Raw genomic sequence first — 19,144 nt, forward strand, 5'->3', positions numbered from 1 at the left:
GAATTGCTTTAGGCAATCCGCGCGAGGAAACAACCGAGCGGCGGCAATTCGAGCGCTCCCTCCCGGAAAGAGCCATACGCATCGACGACAAGGTCGATCGCTTCGATCTGCCCGAACTCCGCCGGCAGCGTCCAGCCGGCCGGTTCGCCGGCGAAGTTGAAGACGCAGAGCAATCTCTCTCCACTGCCCGCGCGGACAAAGGCGAGCAGATCGCCTTCGGCATCAAGGAACCCGATCGAACCACCGGCCAGCGCCGGATGGCGCTTGCGCAGCGCCAGGATCGAGCGATAGGCGGAAAGGACGGAACCATCCTGGCCATCCTGCATGTCGACCGCACGGGCGCGATGCGCTTGCGGCACCGGCAACCAGGGCTTGCCGGTGGAGAAGCCGGCATTTTCGGCCTCCGCCTGCCAAACCATCGGAGTGCGACAGCCGTCCCTGCCCTTCACGCCCGGCCAGAAGCGGATACCGACCGGATCGCGCAGATCCTCATAGGCGAGCTCAGCCTCCTCGAGCCCTAGTTCCTCGCCCTGGTAGAGACAGATCGAGCCGCGCAGGCAAGCGAGCAGCGCTATGGAAAATTTCGCCACGGTGTCCGGGTTTCCGCCGGGCTGGGTCCAGCGGCTGACATGGCGCACGACATCATGGTTGGAGAAGGCCCAGCAGACCCAGCCGTCGGCGACGGCGTTCTCGAAAGCCTCGACGCAGCCGCGCACATGGGCGGCTGAAAATTGCGGGCCGAGCAGGTCGAATGTGTAGCACATCTGCAGTTTGTCGCCGCCGGACACATAGGCGGCGAGCGTCTGCAGGGAACGTTCCTCGTCACCCACCTCGCCGACCGCGGCGCGGTCCGGGTACTCGTCGAGCAGGGTGCGGAAGCGTTTCAGGAAATCGAGGTTTTCGGGACGCGTCTTGTCGAAAAGATGCTCCTGGAAAGCATAGGTGCTGGTCGAACCGTTGGTGCCGGCGACGCTGGACGCCAAAGGCGGGTTGTCGCGCAGCCAGCGGTCATGGACATAGTAGTTGACGGTATCCAGCCTGAAACCGTCGACACCGCGCTCCAGCCAGAAGCGCACGGTGTCCAAGAGCGCGTCCTGAACGTCCGGATTGTGGAAGTTCAAATCCGGCTGCGCGGCGAGGAAATTGTGCATGTAATATTGCCGGCGCGTGGCGTCCCATTCCCAGGACGGGCCGCCAAAGACGGAGAGCCAGTTGTTGGGCGCATTGCCGTCCGGCCTGGCGTCGGCCCAGACATACCAATCGGCCTTGGCATTGTCGCGGCTGCTCCGGCTTTCGACGAACCATTCATGCTTGTCGGAAGAATGCGAAATCACCTGGTCGATGATGAGTTTCAGGCCGAGCCGATGCGCCTCGGCCACCAGCGCGTCGAAATCCTCCAGCGTGCCGAACATCGGATCGACGTCGCGATAGTCCGACACGTCGTAGCCCATGTCGGCCATCGGCGACTTGAAGAAGGGCGACAGCCAGACCGCGTCGACGCCGAGCGAAGCGATATGGCCGAGCCGCTCGGCGATGCCCCTCAAATCGCCGCTGCCGTCGCCGCTCGTGTCCTGGAAGGAGCGCGGATAGACCTGGTAGATGACGCAGCCGCGCCACCATTCGGCCCTTTGCCCGGAATTGTCGCCAGCCATCACGAACCTTTCCTGGCGCGAGCGTTCGCCCGCTGCTCAACCATGAAACTCACGCTGCGGCCGGGCAGCGGCCGCGCCAGGTCGACCTGCTGCGTCTCGATTGCCGGACGCCATTCAAACCCTTCCCGCGCCGGCAAGGTGAAGACACATTGGCGGCGGTCGCCATTGACGACCACTGCCAGGCGCCCGCCCTCGCTATCGCCGAGCAGCATGACGAGGCGATGTCGTCCGGCGTCGTTCCAGTCGGACTCGCCGAGCGGCGCGCCGGTCTCGGTCAGCCAGGCGACGTCCGGGATTTCCGATCCGTCGGCGGGGTCGCCCGTCAGGAAGCGTGTATCCGCCAGCGTTGGAAAGGCGCGACGCAGCGTGGCCAGCGACGATGCGTATTGCTCCAGCGCCTGGTCGCGGCCGGCCCAGTCGAGCCAGGTGATGGCGTTGTCCTGCGCATAGGCATTGTTGTTGCCGTTCTGCGTGCGGCCGAACTCGTCGCCGGCGGTCAGCATGATGGTGCCGCGCGAGGCAAAGAGCGTCGCCAGCAACGCGCACTGGTCGCTGAAGCGGGTGCTGGCAATCGTGGCGTCGTCCGTCTCGCCCTCGGCGCCGTTGTTCCAGGACAAATTGTCATTGTGGCCGTCGCGGTTCTGCTCGCCATTGGCCTCGTTGTGCTTGCGCTCATAGCCGACGATGTCGGCCAGCGTCATGCCGTCATGCGCGGCGATGAAATTGACGCTGCGGCTCGTTGGCTGGCCCTCCCTGCCAAAGACATCGGAGGAACCGGCAAGCCGGGTGGCCAAAGCGCCGATCGCGCCGGTATCGCCGCGCCAGAAACGCCTGACATCGTCGCGGTAGCGGTCGTTCCACTCCAGATATGGCGAGCGAAAATTGCCGAGCTGGTAACCGTTCGGGCCGATATCCCAAGGCTCGGCGATCAGCACGCGGCCGGCGAGCACGGGATCGCCGGCGACGGCCTGAAGCAGCGGCGCCTCCGGATCGAATGCGCCATCGATCCGCCCGAGCACCGGCGCCAGATCGAAGCGAAAGCCGTCGACGCCGGCGAAGCGGACGAAGTGACGGAGCGTGTCGAGCACCATCTCGCGCATCACCGGATGGTCGCAGGCGACCGTGTTGCCGGTGCCGGTGTCGTTCACCAGCCTGCCGTCCGGCTGATGCCGGTAATAGGCTATCGCATCGAGCCCGCGCAGCGACAGCGTCGGCCCGAGCCGGTCGCTTTCGCCGGTGTGGTTGAAGACCAGGTCGAGGATGGTGCCGATGCCCGCCTTGCGCAGCGCGGCGACGGTATCGCGCAGCTCCTCTAGGCCGCCCGGCGCCAGACGCGGATCGAGCGCCATGAAGGTCACGGGGTTGTAGCCCCAGGCGTTTGTCAGCCCCAGCGGCGGCAGGTGACGCTCGTCGATCGATGCGGTGACCGGCATCAATTCGACGGCCGAGACACCGAGACGCTTCAGGTGTTCGATGACGGCCGGATGGGCAAGCGCCGCAACGGTGCCGCGCTGCGCCTCCGGGACATCCTGATGCAGCTTGGTGAAGGCGCGGACATTGAGCTCGTAGATCAGCCCGCCCGGCCGGAACAGCGGCGGCTTAGCCGGCAAGGGTTTGGGCAGGGACCGCCCAATCGTCTTCGGCATTAGCGAGGACGTGTCGGCGCCTTCATTGCGTTTGGCGGCAAGCCGCCAGTGATACTGGTACGGCCGGTCGATCTCTGTCGCGTAGGGATCGGTGAGAAGCTTGTTCGGGTCGAACCACAGACCTCGCTCCGGCGCATAGTCGCCATCGGCGCGAAAGCCGTAGCGGGCGCCTGGTGCAAGGCCGGAGACGAAGAGCGCGTGCACGCCCCCGCCTTCCGGCTGAAGGTCCAGCCGGTCGATTTCGCGGTCGCCGCTGTCGTCGAAGAGCGAGAGCCAGAGACGCCGAGCCGAAGAGGACCAGACGGCGAAGCGGATGCCCTGAGGGGTGATGGTGGCGCCGAGCTGGGTCATGGACGCGCCTCCCCTTCTCCCCCTGCGGGAGAAGGTGGATCGGCGCGCAGCGCCGAGACGGATGAGGGGTGTTGGACGGAGTGAGGCGCTGGTGTTCTGGGCGCCGGTCTGCGCCAAGCTGGAGCACCCCTCATCCGTCCGAGCTTCGCTCGGCCACGGCCCGGGGGCGAGCCACGTGTCTCGCCCCGTCCTTCGGACCCCACAAGGGGAGAAGGGGGAGCCTTGTCCACCACCCTCAAGTAATCACGCTCGGCTTGTTGCGGCCGGTGTGGCTCTTGATGCCGGCGATGTCGTCGGCGGCGGCGATCAGGTCGGCGAGGGCCTCCTGGGTGTCGAGATCGTGCCGCGCCTTGTCCGGCTCGTAGCGCTCGATATAGACGCGCAGCGTAGCGCCGGACGTGCCGGTGCCGGAGAGGCGCAGGACGACGCGCGAGCCGCCTTCGAACAGGATCCTGATGCCCTGGTTCTTGCTCACCGAGCCGTCGACCGGGTCGTGATAGGCGAAATCATCTGCCTTGGCGATCTTGAGGCCGCGAACGCTGGTGCCGGGCAGCGAGCCGAGCTTGGCGCGCAATTCGTCGACCAATGCGTTGGCGCGATCGCTCTCGACTTCTTCGTAATCGTGGCGCGAATAGTAGTTGCGGCCGTAGGTCGCCCAGTGCTCGGTGACGATCTGCTTGCAGCTCTCGCCGCGCGCGGCGAGGATGTTGAGCCACAAAAGCACGGCCCACAGCCCGTCCTTCTCGCGCACATGGTTGGAGCCGGTGCCGGCGCTCTCCTCGCCGCAGATGGTCGCCATGCCGGCGTCGAGCAGATTGCCGAAGAACTTCCAGCCGGTCGGCGTCTCGTAGATTCCGATGCCGAGCTTTTCGGCGACGCGGTCTGCCGCGCCGCTGGTCGGCATCGAGCGCGCAATGCCTTTCAAGCCCTCCTTGTAGCCCGGCGCCAGGCGGGCATTGGCGGCCAGCATCGCCACCGAGTCCGACGGGGTGACGAAGATGCCCTTGCCGATGATCAAATTGCGGTCGCCGTCGCCGTCGGAGGCCGCGCCGAAGTCCGGCGCGTCAGGTCCCATCATCTCATCGTAAAGATGCTTTGCGTGCACCAGGTTCGGATCGGGATGATGGCCGCCGAAATCGGGCAACGGCTTGAAGTTGCGGCAGGTGCCGTCCGGCGCGCCGAGCCGGTGCTCGAAAATCTCCTTGGCGTAAGGGCCGGTCACCGCGTGCATGGCATCGAAGCGCAGGCGGAAGCCCGATTTGAACAGCTTCCTCAGCGCATCGAAGTCGAACAGGCTTTCCATCAGCTCGGCGTAATCCTTGACCGAGTCGAACACCTCGACCGTAATGCCGCCGGCTTGGACCGTGCCGATCCTGTCGATATCGACGGTGCCGATGTCGGCGATCTTGAAGTTCTTGATCTCCTTCGACTTGGCGAAGATCGCGTCGGTGATCTTTTCCGGTGCGGGACCGCCGTTGCCGGCATTGTACTTGATGCCGAAATCCTCATGCGGGCCGCCCGGATTATGGCTGGCCGAGAGGATGATGCCGCCAAAGGTCTTGTATTTGCGGATGATGTTGGAGGCGGCCGGCGTCGACAGGATGCCGCCCTGCCCCACCATCACCTTGCCGAAGCCGTTGCCGGCGGCAATGGCGATCACCTTCTGGATGACCTCGCGGTTGTAGAAGCGGCCGTCGCCGCCGATCACCAGCGTCGCGCCCTGAAAACCGTCCAGCGCATCGAAGATCGACTGGATGAAGTTCTCGGCATAGTGCTCCTGCTGGAACACAGGCACCTTCTTGCGCAGGCCGGAGGTGCCGGGCTTCTGGTCGGTATAGGGTTTGGTGGGGACGGTTCTGATCATGCCTCAGGCAGCCCTTTTCGAAAGCAGCAAGCGATAGAGTTCGACATATTTTTCGGCGCTCTTGTCCCAGGAGACATCGGCTTTCATGCCCTGGCGCTGGATCGAGGCCCAGGTTGCGGGCTTGGCGTGCAGCTCGACCAGCCTCTGGATGGCATACAGCATCGCGCCGCCATTGTTGGGTGCGAACTGGAAGCCGGTGGCGACACCAGCCGAGACCGCCGCCTCGTTGGCGTCGATGATGGTGTCGGCCAAACCGCCGGTCCTGGCGACGACCGGCACGCAGCCATAGCGCAGGCCATAGAGCTGGGTGAGGCCGCAAGGTTCGAAGCGCGACGGGATGACGATGGCATCGCAGCCACCCTGCATGATGTGCGAAAGCTCCTCATCGTAGCCGACGACGACGCCGACGCGGCCGCGATGACGGGCGGCGGCGGCAAGCAGCGTGCCCTCGAGACCGGCGTCGCCCGAGCCCAGGATCGCCAGCCGCGCGCCGGCGGCGACGATGCCGTCGACGACCGCGGCGAGGATATCCATGCCCTTCTGCCAGGTCAGCCGGCTGACGACGCAGACGATCGGGCTGCCGTCCGCCTCGAGGCCGAAGCGCTCCTCGACCGCCTTGCGGTTCTTGGCGCGCGCTGCAAGCGTGTCGGCGGAATAATTGGCTACAAGATGCTTGTCCGTCCCGGGGTTCCAGATGTCGACATCGATGCCGTTGACGATGCCGTAGAGATCGGTGGCGCGCATGTTGATCAGCCCGTCGAGACCCATGCCGAATTCCGGCGCGCGGATTTCCTGCGCATAGGTCGGGCTCACCGTCGTGATCGCCCAGGCGGCCTGCAGGCCGGCCTTGAGAAAGCCGACGCCGCCATAATATTCGACGCCGTCGAGCTGCATGGCCACGGCCGGCAGGCCGAGCTCGCCGAAGATGCCGGCGCCGAACTGGCCCTGGAAGGCAAGGTTGTGCACGGTGATCAGCGACGGCACGCCGATGGCCTTGCCGTAGCGCATGTAGGCAAGCGTCATCGCCGACTGCCAGTCATGGGCATGCACGATATCGGGCTGGTAGCCGGAGATGGCGCCGCCGGCGATGTCGCCGCCGGCCCGGCTGAGCGCCGCGAATCGCCGCCAATTGTCGGGCCAGTCGGCGCCGGAAGCGGTGCCGTAAGGGCCGCCCTGGCGATCGAAGAGATGCGGCGCGTCGAGCACGAAAAGATCGAGGTCGCCGATCTTGACGGCATGGATCGAAGCCTTGCCGCCCTGCAGCAGCGGATATTGGTAGACGGCCTTCTTCTTGGCGAAGGCCGCCATCACCACGGGATAGCCGGGAACCAGCGTGCGCATCGCCACGCCCTTGCCGGCAAGCGCGATCGGCAGGGCGCCGGTCACGTCGGCAAGCCCGCCGGTCTTGATCAGCGGGAAGATTTCGGGCGTGACCGACAGAACCTGCATGCGCTCCACATTCCGATCTCAAAGTGACAGGTCAAAGTGACAACTTGTTGATCAACCCAGGCAGGCTGCTGGTCAACCCGAGCGGGTTGACAGCTTATCAGGTTGACAGCTTGTTGATCGACCCTACGGGGTCGACAGCTGATCAACCTTATCAGGTTGACAGCTTGTTGATCATGTCCTGCGTGATCAGGCAGATGCCCTTTTCCGAAACGCGGAAGCGCTTGGCGTCGAGCGCGGGATCCTCGCCGACCACCAGCCCTTCCGGGATATGCACGCCGTGGTCGATGACGACGCGCGTGAGGCGCGCGTTGCGGCCGACCTGGACGTCGGGCAGCATGACCACTTCCTCGAGCTTGGAATAGGAATTGATGCGGGCGCCGGTGAAGATCAGGCTGCGGCGCAGCGAAGCGCCGGAGACGATGCAGTCGCCCGACACCAGCGAGGAGATCGCCTCGCCGCGGCGGCCGTCCTCGTCATGCACGAACTTTGCCGGCGGCTTCAATTCGGCATAGGTCCAGATCGGCCAGTCGCGGTCGTAGAGATCGAGCTCGGGCGTGATGTCGGTGAGGTCGATATTGGCTTCCCAATAGGCGTCCACCGTTCCGACGTCGCGCCAGTAAGGCTCGGACTCGTGCGAGGAGCGCACGCAGGACTTGGCGAAGCGATGCGCGATCGCCTTACCGTGCTGGACGATATAGGGGATGATGTCCTTGCCGAAGTCGCGGCTGGAGCCAGGCTCGGCGGCGTCGCGGCGCAGCTGCTCCATGAGGAACTTGGTCTTGAAGACATAGATGCCCATCGATGCCAAAGCGAACTCCGGCTTGTCGGGGATACCCGGCGGATCGGCCGGCTTTTCGACGAAGGCGATGATGTTGTCCTTCTTGTCGACATGCATGACACCGAAGCCGGTCGCCTCCATGCGCGGCACTTCCAGGCAGCCGACGGTGACGTCGGCCCCGGCATCGACGTGCTGGCGCAGCATCAGCTCGTAGTCCATCTTGTAGATGTGGTCGCCGGCGAGGATGACCATGTATTCGGGTCCGTAAGCCTCGATGATGTCGATGTTCTGGTAGACGGCGTCCGCCGTGCCCTCATACCACTGCGTTTCCGAAACGCGCTGCGATGCAGGCAGGATGTCGAAGCTTTCGTTTCGCTCCGGCCGCAGGAAGTTCCAGCCGCGCTGCAGGTGGCGGATCAGCGAATGCGCCTTGTACTGGGTGGCGACGCCGAGGCGGCGGATGCCGGAGTTGAGCGCATTGGAGAGCGCGAAATCGATGATGCGCGTCTTGCCGCCGAAATAGACGGCGGGCTTGGCGCGCCGGTCGGTCAGCTCCTTGAGGCGGCTGCCGCGGCCGCCGGCCAGCACATAGGCCATGGCATCGCGTGCCAACGGCTGGGTTCTTTTGATCTCTGCCATTTTACCCTCCCAAATAAGCTGCCCAGGCCGTTGCAAGAGCGAGACGAGACATCACTTGCTTCAGTCCGCGACGAATTCCAGCATGGTCGTCGACAGCGGCGGCAGAAGCATCGTCGCCGATACGCCGCCCCCTTCCCCGCTCGCTTCGACCGTGCCGCCATTGCCCATGCCGGAGCCGCCATAGACCGTGGCGTCCGTATTGATGATTTCGCGCCACTTGCCCGCCTTCGGCAGCGGCACGCGATAGTTCTCGCGCGGCACCGGCGTGAAATTGGAGATGACGGCGATCGGATTGCCGTCCGGCGCGCTGCGCAGCCAGGCGAAGACCGAGTTGTCGCGGTCGTCGACGATCAGCCAGGAGAAGCCCTCCGGCTCGCAGTCGCGCGCATGCAGCGCCGGGCGCGAGCGGTAGAGGTAGTTCAAGTCGCGCACCGTCTGCCAGACGCCGCGATGCGGCGCGAATTCGAGCAGGTTCCAGTCGAGCGCGCGTTCCTCGCTCCATTCCCGGCGCTGGGCGAATTCCTGGCCCATGAACAGGAGCTTCTTGCCCGGATAGCCCCACATGAAGGCGTAGTAGGCGCGCAGCGTCGCGAATTTCTGCCAGTCGTCGCCGGCCATCTTGTCGAGCAGCGTGCCTTTGCCGTGCACGACCTCGTCATGCGAGAGCGGCAGCACGAAATTCTCGGAGAAAGCGTAGGTCAGGCCGAAGGTGATATCGTTGTGGTGGTGCTTGCGGAAGATCGGCTCCTTGGAGAAATACTCCAGCGTGTCGTGCATGAAGCCCATGTTCCACTTGAAGCCGAAGCCGAGCCCGCCTTCATGCACCGGCTGCGAGACCTTCGGCCATGAGGTCGATTCCTCGGCGATCGTCATCACTCCGGGATGGTGGCCGTAAAGCTCCTTGTTCATCTTCTGCAGGAAGGCGACCGCCTCGAGGTTCTCGCGCCCGCCCTTCTCGTTGGGGATCCACTCGCCCGCCTTGCGCGAATAATCGAGGTAGAGCATCGAGGCGACCGCATCGACGCGCAAGCCGTCGACATGGTATTTCTCGGCCCAGAACAGCGCGTTGTTGACGAGGAACGACACCACCTCGCGGCGGCCGAAATTATAGATCGCGGTGTTCCAGTCGGGATGAAACCCCTGGCGCGGATCGGCATGTTCGTAAAGCGCGGTGCCGTCGAAATGGACAAGCCCGTGCTCGTCGACCGGGAAATGCGCCGGCACCCAGTCGAGGATGACGCCGACGCCGGCGCGATGCGCGCCGTCGACGAAACGGGCGAACCCGTCGGGGTCGCCGAAGCGGGCGCTCGGCGCGTAAAGGCCGGTGGTCTGGTAGCCCCAGGACGGATCGTAAGGATGCTCCGAGATCGGCAGGAACTCGATATGGGTGAAGCCGGTGTCGACCGCGTATGGGATCAGCCGCGCGGCGAGCTCGTCCCAGGAGAGAAAGGTGCCGTCGTCGCGACGCTGCCAGGAACCGGCATGGACCTCGTAGATCGAGATCGCCTCGCGCCTGGGATCGGCCTTTCGCCAGAAGCCGCGATGCGCCTCGTCACCCCATTGATGCGCAATCGGCGGCGCCGTCACCGAGGCGGTCGCCGGGCGCAGCTCCGACTCGAAGGCGAACGGATCGGCCTTGAGCGGCAGGCGCACGCCGTCGGGTCCGATGATCTCGAATTTGTAGGGCCGGCCGGCGCCGATACCGGGGATGAACAATTCCCAGATGCCGGTGTCGCGGCGGTCGCGCATGGTGTGACGGCGGCCGTCCCAGTCGTTGAAGGCGCCGACCACGGAGACGCGCTTGGCGTTGGGCGCCCAGACGGCGAAATGCACGCCGGTCGCGCCTTCATGATCGATGATATGGGCGCCGAGCTTGTCGAAGAGCCGCAAATGGGAGCCCTCGGCGATGTAATAATCGTCCAGCGGACCGAGCACCGGACCGAAGGAATAGGGATCGGTCAGCCACCAGTCGCCGCCGGCATTTTTGGCGTGATAGCGCAGCGGCTGGCGCTTGCGGATCGAGACCTTGCCCTCGAAGAAGCCGGCGTCGTCGCGGCGGGAAAGCTCACCGGCTTCCTTGCCGGTCAACGTGTAAGCGGTGACGAATTCGGCGTTGGGAACGAAGCAGCGGGCCACGAAACCTTTGCCGGCTTCATGCACGCCCAGGACCGCGAAAGGATCGCCATGCGTTCCGGCGACAATCGCCTGGACATCGCCGGCTGGCGCCAGTCCGTCCGGCCCGCTTGTCGCAGCGGTCGCGCGCGGCTTCCTCATCAAGCGGTCGCCCTCCCCGGGCACCTTTGTTTTGGGTGCACCCGCCCAGCACAGTTGGACAGAATACACCTGGGCCACATTGTTCGTAGCTTCATGCAATCATATCAGACGGGTACGTTCCAGATTTCTTTCGCATATTGGCGGATTGTGCGATCGGACGAGAACCAGCCGACGCGGGCGACGTTGCGGATGGCGCGCGCGTTCCACTCGGGGCTGTCGCGCCACACGTCATCGACCTCGCGCTGGCAGGCGGCGTAGGAATCGAAATCCGCTGCCACCATGAACCAGTCGCTCTGGTAGAGGCCGTTCATCAGGTCGCGATAGCGGTCCGGATCGTCGGGCGAGAAGACGCCGGAGGAGATCGCCGACACCGCCTGTGCCAGTTCAGGAGAACCTTCGATAATCTCACGCGGATTGTAACCATTGTTGCGCCGCTCGGCGACCTCGGCGGTGGTGAGGCCGAAGATGAAGATGTTGTCGTCGCCGACATGTTCCTTGATCTCGACATTGGCGCCGTCGAGCGTGCCGATGGTCAGCGCGCCATTCATCGCGAACTTCATGTTGCCGGTGCCCGACGCCTCCATGCCGGCGGTCGAGATCTGCTCGGAGAGGTCGGCTGCCGGCATCAGCACTTCGGCCAGGCTGACATTGTAGTTCGGCACGAACACCACCTTGAGCAGGCCGCGCACCGACGGATCGCCGTTGATGACTTTTGCCACGTCATTGGCGAGTTTGATGATCAGCTTGGCGTTGTGGTAGCTGGGCGCCGCCTTGCCGCCGAAGAATTTCACGCGCGGCATCCAGTCCCGCTCGGGATGCGAGCGGATCTGGTCGTAGAGCGCGATCGCCTCCAGGATGTTGAGCAGCTGGCGCTTGTATTCGTGGATGCGCTTGACCTGGATGTCGAACAGCGCCGACGGATCGAGCCGGATGCCGAGCCGGTCGGCGACGAGATTGGCGAGCCTTGCCTTGTTCTGGCGCTTCACGGCGGCGAATTTTTCGCGGAAAGCGGCATCGTCGGCGAGAGGATCGAGCCCCTTGATCGCTTCGATGTCGTCCATGAAGCGATCGCCGATCGCCTCGCGGGCAAGGGCGGTCAGGCCCGGATTGCACTGGATCAGCCAGCGCCTGGGTGTGATGCCATTGGTCTTGTTGTTGATGCGATCGGGATAGAGCTTGTGGAGATCGGCGAACACCGTCTCCTTCATCAGTTGGGTGTGCAGGGCCGAAACGCCGTTGATCGAATGCGAGCCGACGAAGGCCAGATTGCCCATGCGCACGCGGCGGTCGCCGTTTTCCTGGATCAGCGAGATCCGGGCGATCTGCTCGCCGGAGAACTGATTGGTGGCACGGGCCTCGAGCAGCACCTGCGCATTGATGGCGTAGACGATCTGCATGTGGCGCGGCAGCAGGCGCTCGAACAGCGGCACCGGCCAGCTTTCAAGCGCCTCAGGCAACAGCGTGTGGTTGGTGTAGCCGAAGGTGCGCTTGGTGATGTCCCAGGCTAGGTCGAAATCCATGCCGTGGACGTCCATCAGGAGCCGCAGCAGCTCCGGCACGGCGACAGCGGGATGGGTGTCGTTGAGGTGGATCGCCGCCTTGTCGGGCAGCGATTTTAAATCGCCATACTGGCTCAAATGCCGCTGGACGATGTCCTGCAACGAGGCGGTGGAGAAGAAATATTCCTGCCTGAGCCGGAGTTCCTGCCCGGCCATGTGGGAATCGGCCGGATAGAGCACGCGCGACAGCGCGTCGGCCTTGTTGCTTTCGGCCAGCGCGCCGATGTGGTCGCCGGCGTTGAACCTGTCGAGCAGGATCGGGTCGATCGGCATGCCGGACCAGAGCCTGAGCGTATTGACGCGCCTGGCGCGCCAGCCGGCGACCGGCGTGTCGTAGGCAACGGCGAGCACATGCTCGGTCGGCTTCCAGACATGGCGTTCGAGCCGGCCTTCCTTTGAGGTGATCGATTCCACCGAGCCGCCGAAGCCAACCTCGAAGGAGCGCTCGCGGCGCTCGAACTCCCAGGGGTTGCCGTGGTCGAGCCAGGTCTCCGGCAGCTCGACTTGCCAGCCGCCCTGGATTTCCTGGCGGAACATGCCGTTGGCGTAGCGGATGCCGTAGCCATGGGCCGGGATATCGACGGTCGCCATGCTTTCCATGAAGCAGGCAGCGAGACGGCCGAGGCCGCCATTGCCGAGTGCCGCGTCCGGTTCGAGGCCGGCGATCAGGTCGAGGTCGACGCCGAGCGAGGAGAGCGCCTCACGCATGTTCTCCATCAGGCCGAGATTGGAGAAGGCGTCCCGCATCAGGCGCCCGATCAGGAATTCGAGCGAAAGGTAATAGACACGCTTTTCCTTCTGGTCATAGGCTTCCTTGGTCGCCTGCATCCATTGATCGACGATGCGGTCGCGCACGACCTTGATCGAGGCCGTCAGCCAGTCATAGGGCGTGGCGACGGTGGTGTCCTTGCCGACCCGGTATTTGAGCGACATCAAGACCTCTTCGGCGAGGGTCTTGGGATCCGGATTGTCGAGAACAGGGACTTCGATCGTCATGGCGGATGTCATTTCGCCTCTCGTTCAATTTGCCTGATCATAGCGGCTTTCACCGTTCCTCCCAGCCCACCTTAGTGCATTGCAGCATAGGTTCAATCGATTTAAATTACCGCGCTTCGCTTACCCGCGACAATGCGGCGCGATCAAGCCGCCAGAACCTCCGGCGGAGCCTTGGCTCCGGTCATGAAGGCGACGGCGTCGGACATCGTATATTGCTTCGGATCGATGACGGCGAGGCGACGGCCCAGGCGATGGATGTGGATGCGGTCGGCCACCTCGAAGACATGCGGCATGTTGTGCGAGATGAGCACGATCGGCAGGCCGCGTTTCTTGACGTCGAGCATCAGTTCCAGCACGCGGCGGCTTTCCTTGACGCCGAGGGCCGCGGTCGGCTCGTCCATGATGACCACGCGGCTGCCGAAGGCGGCGGCGCGGGCTACAGCAACACCCTGGCGTTGGCCGCCCGACAGCGTTTCGACCGACTGGTTGATGTTCTGGATGGTCATCAGCCCGAGCTCGGACAATTTCTCGCGGGCGATGCGCGCCATGGCCGAGCGGTCGAGCCTTCTCAGCCACTGGCCGGCAAAGCCGGGTTTGCGCAGCTCGCGGCCGAGGAACATGTTGTCGGCGATCGACAGCGCCGGCGACAGTGCCAGGTTCTGGTAGACGGTCTCGATACCGGCGAGGCGCGCCTCGATCGGCGAGCGGAAATGTACCGGGCTGCCGTTGAGCTCGATCGTGCCGGAGTCCGGGATGACCGCGCCGCAGAGCGCCTTGACCAGGGTCGACTTGCCGGCGCCATTGTCGCCGATGACGGCGAGGATTTCGCCCGGCATCAGGTCGAAATCGGCATTGTCGAGCGCGACCACCCGGCCGTAACGCTTGTTGAGGGCTTTTGCCTGGAGAATTGGCTGCGTGCTCATGCCGAAATCTTCCTGATCCACTGGTCGATGGTGACGGCGAGGATGATGAGGATGCCGACGGTGAATTCCTGCCAGAGCGAATCGACGCCGGCGAGCGCCAGGCCATTGCGGAAGACGCCGACGATCAGCGCCCCGAACAGGGTGCCGACGATCGAGCCGCGGCCGCCGAACAGCGAGGTGCCGCCGATCACCACGGCGGTGATGGCATCGAGATTGGCGGTCTGGTTGCCGAGCGGGCTTGCCGCGCCGATGCGGCCGATAAGCGCCCAGGCGGCGATGGCGCAGATGAAACCGGCAAGGGTGTAGACGGCAATGAACACGCCGCGTGTGTTGATACCGGCAAGGCGTGCAGCCTCATTGTCGTCACCGGTGGCGTAGACATGGCGGCCGAAGGCCGTGCGGTTCAGCACGTACCAGATAATGATGGCTGTCAGGATCATGGCGATGGCGCCGTAGGTCAGCACCGCTCCGCCGCCGAGCCTTATCGTGTGTCCCAGCCATTGCAGCAGCGGCCCCGCCGCCTCGATGTCCTGGGCGCGCACGGTCTCGGAATGCGAGACGTAGATGACCATCGCGCCGTAGACGCTCCAGGTGCCGAGCGTGACGATGAAGGGCGGCAGCTTGATCACCGCCACCAGAACGCCGTTGATCAGGCCGCAGACAAGACCGGTCAGCAGGCCCAGCACAAAACTCAATTCGACAGGCACGCCGTAGGTGACGGTCAGCCTGCCCATGACAATGGACGACAGAACCATCATCGCACCGACCGAAAGGTCGATGCCGGCGGTCAGGATGACCAGGGTCTGGGCGATGCCCAGAAAGGCGATGATGGTGACCTGCTGCAGCACAAGCGAAAGATTGAACGGCGCAAAGAACCGTCCGCCTGCGGCAACCGAAAAAATCAGAATGCCGATGACCAGGACGATGAACGGGATGGCCGTAGGATATTCATGCAGGAAGCGCTGGACGCTCTTCAGGGCCGAGCCCCTGTCTTCGTCGAAGCTCGCCACGGACTGGCTGTGGCCGTGAAGGCCGCGCTCGGCTGACACCGAGCCGGTTGCGTCGTCGCTCATCTTCATCCCCTCCCAAGGGTTCCCGTGCTTCGGGAAAGGGCGGCCGGAGCCGCCCTTTCGGTGAGTTTAGTCCGTTATTGCGGGTATTAGGAAGGCATCAGCCCCAGCAAAGTTCCGCGCCCTTCTTGCTGTCGATCGACTCGACACCATTGACGGGCTTGTCGGTGATCAGCGTGGCGCCGGTGTCGAAGAACTCCTTGCCGGGGGTCGGCTTCGGCTTCTCGCCGGTCTTGGCGAACTTCTCGATCGCTTCCATGGCCATCGCCGCCATCTTCAGCGGATATTGCTGCGAGGTCGCGCCGATGACGCCGGCCGCGACGTTCTTGACGCCCGGGCAGCCGCCGTCGATCGAAACCACCAGCACCGAGCCGTCATCCTTGCCGGCCGCCTTGAGCGCCTGGTAGCCGCCGGCCGCCGCCGGCTCGTTGATCGTGTACATCACGCTCACGTCCGGGCACTTCTGCAGCAGCGTTTCCATGGCGGTGCGGCCGCCATCCTCGGCGCCGCCGGTCATCTCGTGGCCGCAGATGCGCGCGTCGTCCTCGTCGCCGTATTTCTTCGGATCCTTGGTGTCGATGCCGAAGCCCTTCATGAAGCCCTGGTCGCGCAGATAGTCGACCGTCGGCTGGTTGGTGGCAAGATCGAGGAAGGCGATCTTGGCGCTCGCGGCCTTGTCGCCCAGCGTGCCCTTTGCCCACTGCCCGATCAGTTCGCCGGCCTTGAAATTGTCGGTGGCGAAAGTCGCGTCGGCGGCGTCGATCGGATCGAGCGGCGTATCGAGCACGATGACCAGCAAGCCGGCGTCGCGGGCCTTCTTGATGGTCGGCACGATGGCGCTGGAATCGCTCGGCACAATGGCGAAGCCCTTGGCGCCGGCCGAGATCAGGTTCTCGATGGCCGCGACCTGGCTGTCATTGTCGCCGTCGAATTTGCCGGCAAAGGTCTGCAGCGTGAGGCCGAGTTCCTTGGCCTTGGCCTGCGCGCCTTCGCGCATCTTGACGAAGAAGGGGTTGCCCTCGGTCTTGGTAATGAGGCCGACGATGTCGGCCGCGTGCGAGGCCGTGGCCATCGCGCCGTAAAAGGCAAGGCCGGCAACGGCTGCCTTCAGAATATTCCATTTACCCATGATTTCCTCCCAGTGAACCACTCCGGCGCCGGCCAACCGGCGCCTGCGGAGCGCTCACCGAAGTTCTCCCAGTGTGAGCGCGATGTCAAAGAACACCAGTCCGCAACGGCTGTCAATAATTAAATCACTCTTATTTATTATTGACACCCTTGCGCTGTTCACTCATTCTGAACGAAAAGCTTCGAGGGGAAACAGACGGGAGGAACAGGGTGGAGACCGGCATTGCGAGGCACGGTTCGCCCGAGGCTGTGGAGAGCCGGCTGCATCGCGGCACCAACCAGAGCGGCATGCGCGACCACAATGAGCGGCTCGTGCTGTCACTGGTGCGCCAGCATGGCAGTCTGGCCAAATCCGACATTGCGCGCATGACCGGGCTTTCGGCCCAGACCGTGTCGGTCATCATGCGCGAGCTCGAGCAAGACAAGCTGCTCGTGCGCCAGGCGCCGCAGCGTGGCAAGATCGGCCAGCCCTCGATCCCGATGGCGCTGAACCCGGAAGGCGCCTTTTTCATCGGCCTCAAGATCGGCAGGCGCTCGGCCGAGCTCGTGCTGATCGACTTCCTCGGCAATGTGCGCGCCATGCTGCAACATTCCTACCGCTATCCCGCACCGCGCGAGACCGTCGAGTTCGTCACCGCCGGCATCAAGACGATGCGCAGCGAGCTGACGCCGTCGCAGGACAAGCGCATTGCCGGGCTCGGCATCGCCATGCCGTTCGAACTGTGGAACTGGGCCGACACGGCCGGCGCGCCGCGCGAGATCATGGACGAATGGCGCCATCGCGACATCCGCGCCGACATCCAGGCGCAGTGCGAGTTCCCCGTCTACCTGCAGAACGACGCGACTTCGGCCTGCGGCGCCGAGCTGGTCTTCGGCCAGGCGGGCGCGGCGCGCGACTTCGTCTATTTCTACATCGGCGCCTTTGCCGGCGGCGGAATCGTACTCAACGGCCGTCTCTACAGCGGACCGAAGGGAAACGCCGGCGCGCTCGGATCGATGCCGGTGCCGGGTCCGGACGGCAAGCCGGCGCAGCTTATCGACGTCGCCTCGATCGCGATGCTGGAAAAAGCGATTTCCGCCAAGGGCATCGACGGCTCCTATCTGTGGACCTCGCCGCAGGAATGGGGCGAGATCGGCGCCGAGCTCGACGCGTGGATCGCCAGCGCCTCGCGGGCGCTTGCCTATGCCATCGTCGCGGCCTCGTCCGTCATCGATTTCGAAGCGGCGGTGATTGACGGCTGGATGCCGCCCGACATTCGACGCCGGCTTGTCGAGGCAATCAGGCAGGCCATCGCCGGCATCGACGCCGAAGGGCTGAAGCTGCCCTTCGTGCGCGAGGGCACCGTCGGGATCCATGCCCGGGCGCTGGGCGGCGCGAGCCTGCCGCTTTCCGAGCGCTTCCTGATCGGACCGAACACGTCCTGGGGCGCGTGACCATGCTGATCGGCATCCCGTCGTTGCTCGGCCCCCAGTTCCTGGCGACGCTGCGGGCAATGGGCCATGGCGACGAGATCGCGATCGTCGACGGCAATTATCCGGCCGAGGAACAGGCGCGGCGGCTGATCCGCGCGGACGGCCACCATGTCATTGCCGTCCTCGACGCCGTGCTCAGCGTGCTGCCGGTGGATGAGGCGGTGCCGGAGGCTCTGTTTCGTGCCTCGGTGAAGGGCGACCCAGCGCTGGCCGATCCTGTGCACCGTGAGATGGAAGCGGTCTGCGCCAAGCGCGCGCCGGGCCACAAGGTGGTTGCGCTGGCCGGGTCCGACTTCTATGCACGCGTCAAGGCCGCGCATGCGATCGTGGCGACCAGCGAACCCCGGCTCTTTGCCAACATCATCATCCGCAAGGGCGTGATCCATCCGCCGGAGACCGAGACGACATGATCCTTTGCTGTGGCGAAGCCCTGATCGACATGCTGCCGCGCACCACGACGGAAGGCGAAGCGGCCTTCGCGCCGTATGTCGGCGGCGCGCTGTTCAATTCGGCGATCGCGCTCGGCCGACTGGGCGGACCGGCCGGCTTTTTTTCTGGCCTGTCCTCGGACCTGTTTGGCGGCCAGCTTCGCGAGGCGCTCGGGGCGAACAAAGTCAGCTCTACCTACGCACATACGTCGTCAAAGCCCACAACGCTCGCCTTCGTGCGGTTGAACAACGGCCAGGCGACCTACACCTTCTATGACGAGAATACCGCCGGGCGCATGCTCGCCATCGAGGACCTGCCGAATCTGGGTGCCGAAATCGAGGCGATGCTGTTCGGCGCCATCAGCCTGATCTCAGAACCGGCGGGATCGGCCTACGAGGAATTCATGCGGCGCGAGCACGGGAGCCGGGTGATGATGCTCGACCCCAACATCCGACCGAATTTCATCCCGGACAAGGCCAGGCATCTGAGGCGCATCCGCGAGATGATGGCGATGGCCGATATTGTCAAACTGTCGGACGAGGACCTCAAATGGTTCGACGAAGCTGGCTCGCATGAGGACGTGGTGCACAACTGGCTGGATCGCGGGCCCAAGCTGATCGTCGTCACCCATGGCAGCGAAGGCGCCGTCGGCTACAGCAAGGCGCACAAGGTCACGGTCGTGCCGCGGAAGGTCAAGGTGATCGATACCGTTGGCGCCGGCGACACGTTCAATGCCGGCATCCTCGCCTCGCTGCACGAGCAGGGCCTGCTCACCAAGGCGGCCATCGGCAACCTGCCTGAGGACGCGATCCGCAAGGCGCTGGAGCTCGGCGCCAAGGCGGCGGCCGTGACGGTTTCGCGGGCCGGCGCCAACCCGCCCTGGCGGCACGAAATCGCCTGATCCGGCATCGGG

Annotated in this window: 13 protein-coding genes; 3 read left to right on the forward strand and 10 right to left on the reverse strand. The window is 64.6% G+C overall.

The genetic code is table 11. From position 1 onward, the window contains the following. Positions 1-8: 8 nt before the first annotated feature. The 10 genes from bglA to AC0L2L_RS12430 form a co-directional block, all read right to left on the reverse strand. A complete protein-coding gene (bglA, locus tag AC0L2L_RS12385; protein ID WP_473578674.1) occupies positions 9-1,652 on the reverse strand; it encodes a beta-galactosidase BglA in 1,644 nt (547 codons plus the stop codon). After that, positions 1,652-3,649: a glycogen debranching protein GlgX gene (gene glgX, locus AC0L2L_RS12390; RefSeq protein ID WP_473578676.1), complete on the reverse strand. Its 1,998-nt coding sequence runs from the start codon at positions 3,647-3,649 to the stop codon at positions 1,652-1,654. Before glgX ends, bglA begins: the two co-directional genes overlap by 1 nt. A 235-nt stretch (positions 3,650-3,884) precedes the next feature. After that, the gene (locus AC0L2L_RS12395; RefSeq protein ID WP_473578678.1) at positions 3,885-5,513 is read right to left on the reverse strand and encodes an alpha-D-glucose phosphate-specific phosphoglucomutase; all 1,629 of its coding nucleotides are present in this window, start codon (positions 5,511-5,513) and stop codon (positions 3,885-3,887) included. A 3-nt stretch (positions 5,514-5,516) separates the two neighbouring features. Further along, positions 5,517-6,962 (reverse strand): glycogen synthase GlgA, encoded by a 1,446-nt coding sequence (gene glgA / locus AC0L2L_RS12400; RefSeq protein WP_473578679.1) that lies wholly within the window; start codon positions 6,960-6,962, stop codon positions 5,517-5,519. 151 nt (positions 6,963-7,113) lie between these two features. Next, the gene (gene glgC / locus AC0L2L_RS12405; RefSeq protein ID WP_473578680.1) at positions 7,114-8,379 is read right to left on the reverse strand and encodes a glucose-1-phosphate adenylyltransferase; all 1,266 of its coding nucleotides are present in this window, start codon (positions 8,377-8,379) and stop codon (positions 7,114-7,116) included. A 60-nt stretch (positions 8,380-8,439) separates the two neighbouring features. Next, positions 8,440-10,653 carry a 1,4-alpha-glucan branching protein GlgB gene (glgB, locus tag AC0L2L_RS12410; protein WP_473578681.1) on the reverse strand — a complete coding sequence of 738 codons (2,214 nt, stop codon included), beginning with the start codon at positions 10,651-10,653 and terminating at the stop codon, positions 8,440-8,442. A gap of 104 nt (positions 10,654-10,757) precedes the next feature. Beyond that, on the reverse strand, positions 10,758-13,220 hold the full coding sequence (locus AC0L2L_RS12415) for a glycogen/starch/alpha-glucan phosphorylase (protein ID WP_473578683.1): 2,463 nt from the start codon (positions 13,218-13,220) through the stop codon (positions 10,758-10,760). Between the two features lie 131 nt (positions 13,221-13,351). Continuing rightward, entirely contained in the window at positions 13,352-14,131 is a 780-nt protein-coding gene (locus tag AC0L2L_RS12420) for an ATP-binding cassette domain-containing protein (protein WP_473578684.1), read from the reverse strand. Then, complete coding sequence (locus AC0L2L_RS12425; protein WP_473578686.1) at positions 14,128-15,204, reverse strand: ABC transporter permease; 1,077 nt, start codon at positions 15,202-15,204, stop codon at positions 14,128-14,130. Before AC0L2L_RS12425 ends, AC0L2L_RS12420 begins: the two co-directional genes overlap by 4 nt. 97 nt (positions 15,205-15,301) lie before the next feature. After that, complete coding sequence (locus tag AC0L2L_RS12430) at positions 15,302-16,330, reverse strand: substrate-binding domain-containing protein (RefSeq protein ID WP_473578687.1); 1,029 nt, start codon at positions 16,328-16,330, stop codon at positions 15,302-15,304. Between the two features lie 209 nt (positions 16,331-16,539). Here AC0L2L_RS12430 and AC0L2L_RS12435 point away from each other — a divergent pair, with 209 nt between their 5' ends. From AC0L2L_RS12435 to AC0L2L_RS12445, 3 genes are read left to right on the forward strand one after another with little or no spacing between them, the layout of a single operon-like run. After that, positions 16,540-17,763 (forward strand): ROK family transcriptional regulator, encoded by a 1,224-nt coding sequence (locus tag AC0L2L_RS12435; RefSeq protein ID WP_473578689.1) that lies wholly within the window; start codon positions 16,540-16,542, stop codon positions 17,761-17,763. A 2-nt stretch (positions 17,764-17,765) separates the two neighbouring features. Beyond that, positions 17,766-18,212: an RbsD/FucU family protein gene (locus AC0L2L_RS12440; RefSeq protein WP_473578691.1), complete on the forward strand. Its 447-nt coding sequence runs from the start codon at positions 17,766-17,768 to the stop codon at positions 18,210-18,212. After that, entirely contained in the window at positions 18,209-19,132 is a 924-nt protein-coding gene (locus AC0L2L_RS12445) for a carbohydrate kinase family protein (RefSeq protein WP_473578693.1), read from the forward strand. Before AC0L2L_RS12440 ends, AC0L2L_RS12445 begins: the two co-directional genes overlap by 4 nt. Positions 19,133-19,144 lie beyond the last annotated feature (12 nt).

The sequence above is a fragment of the Mesorhizobium sp. WSM4832 genome (assembly GCF_055811115.1).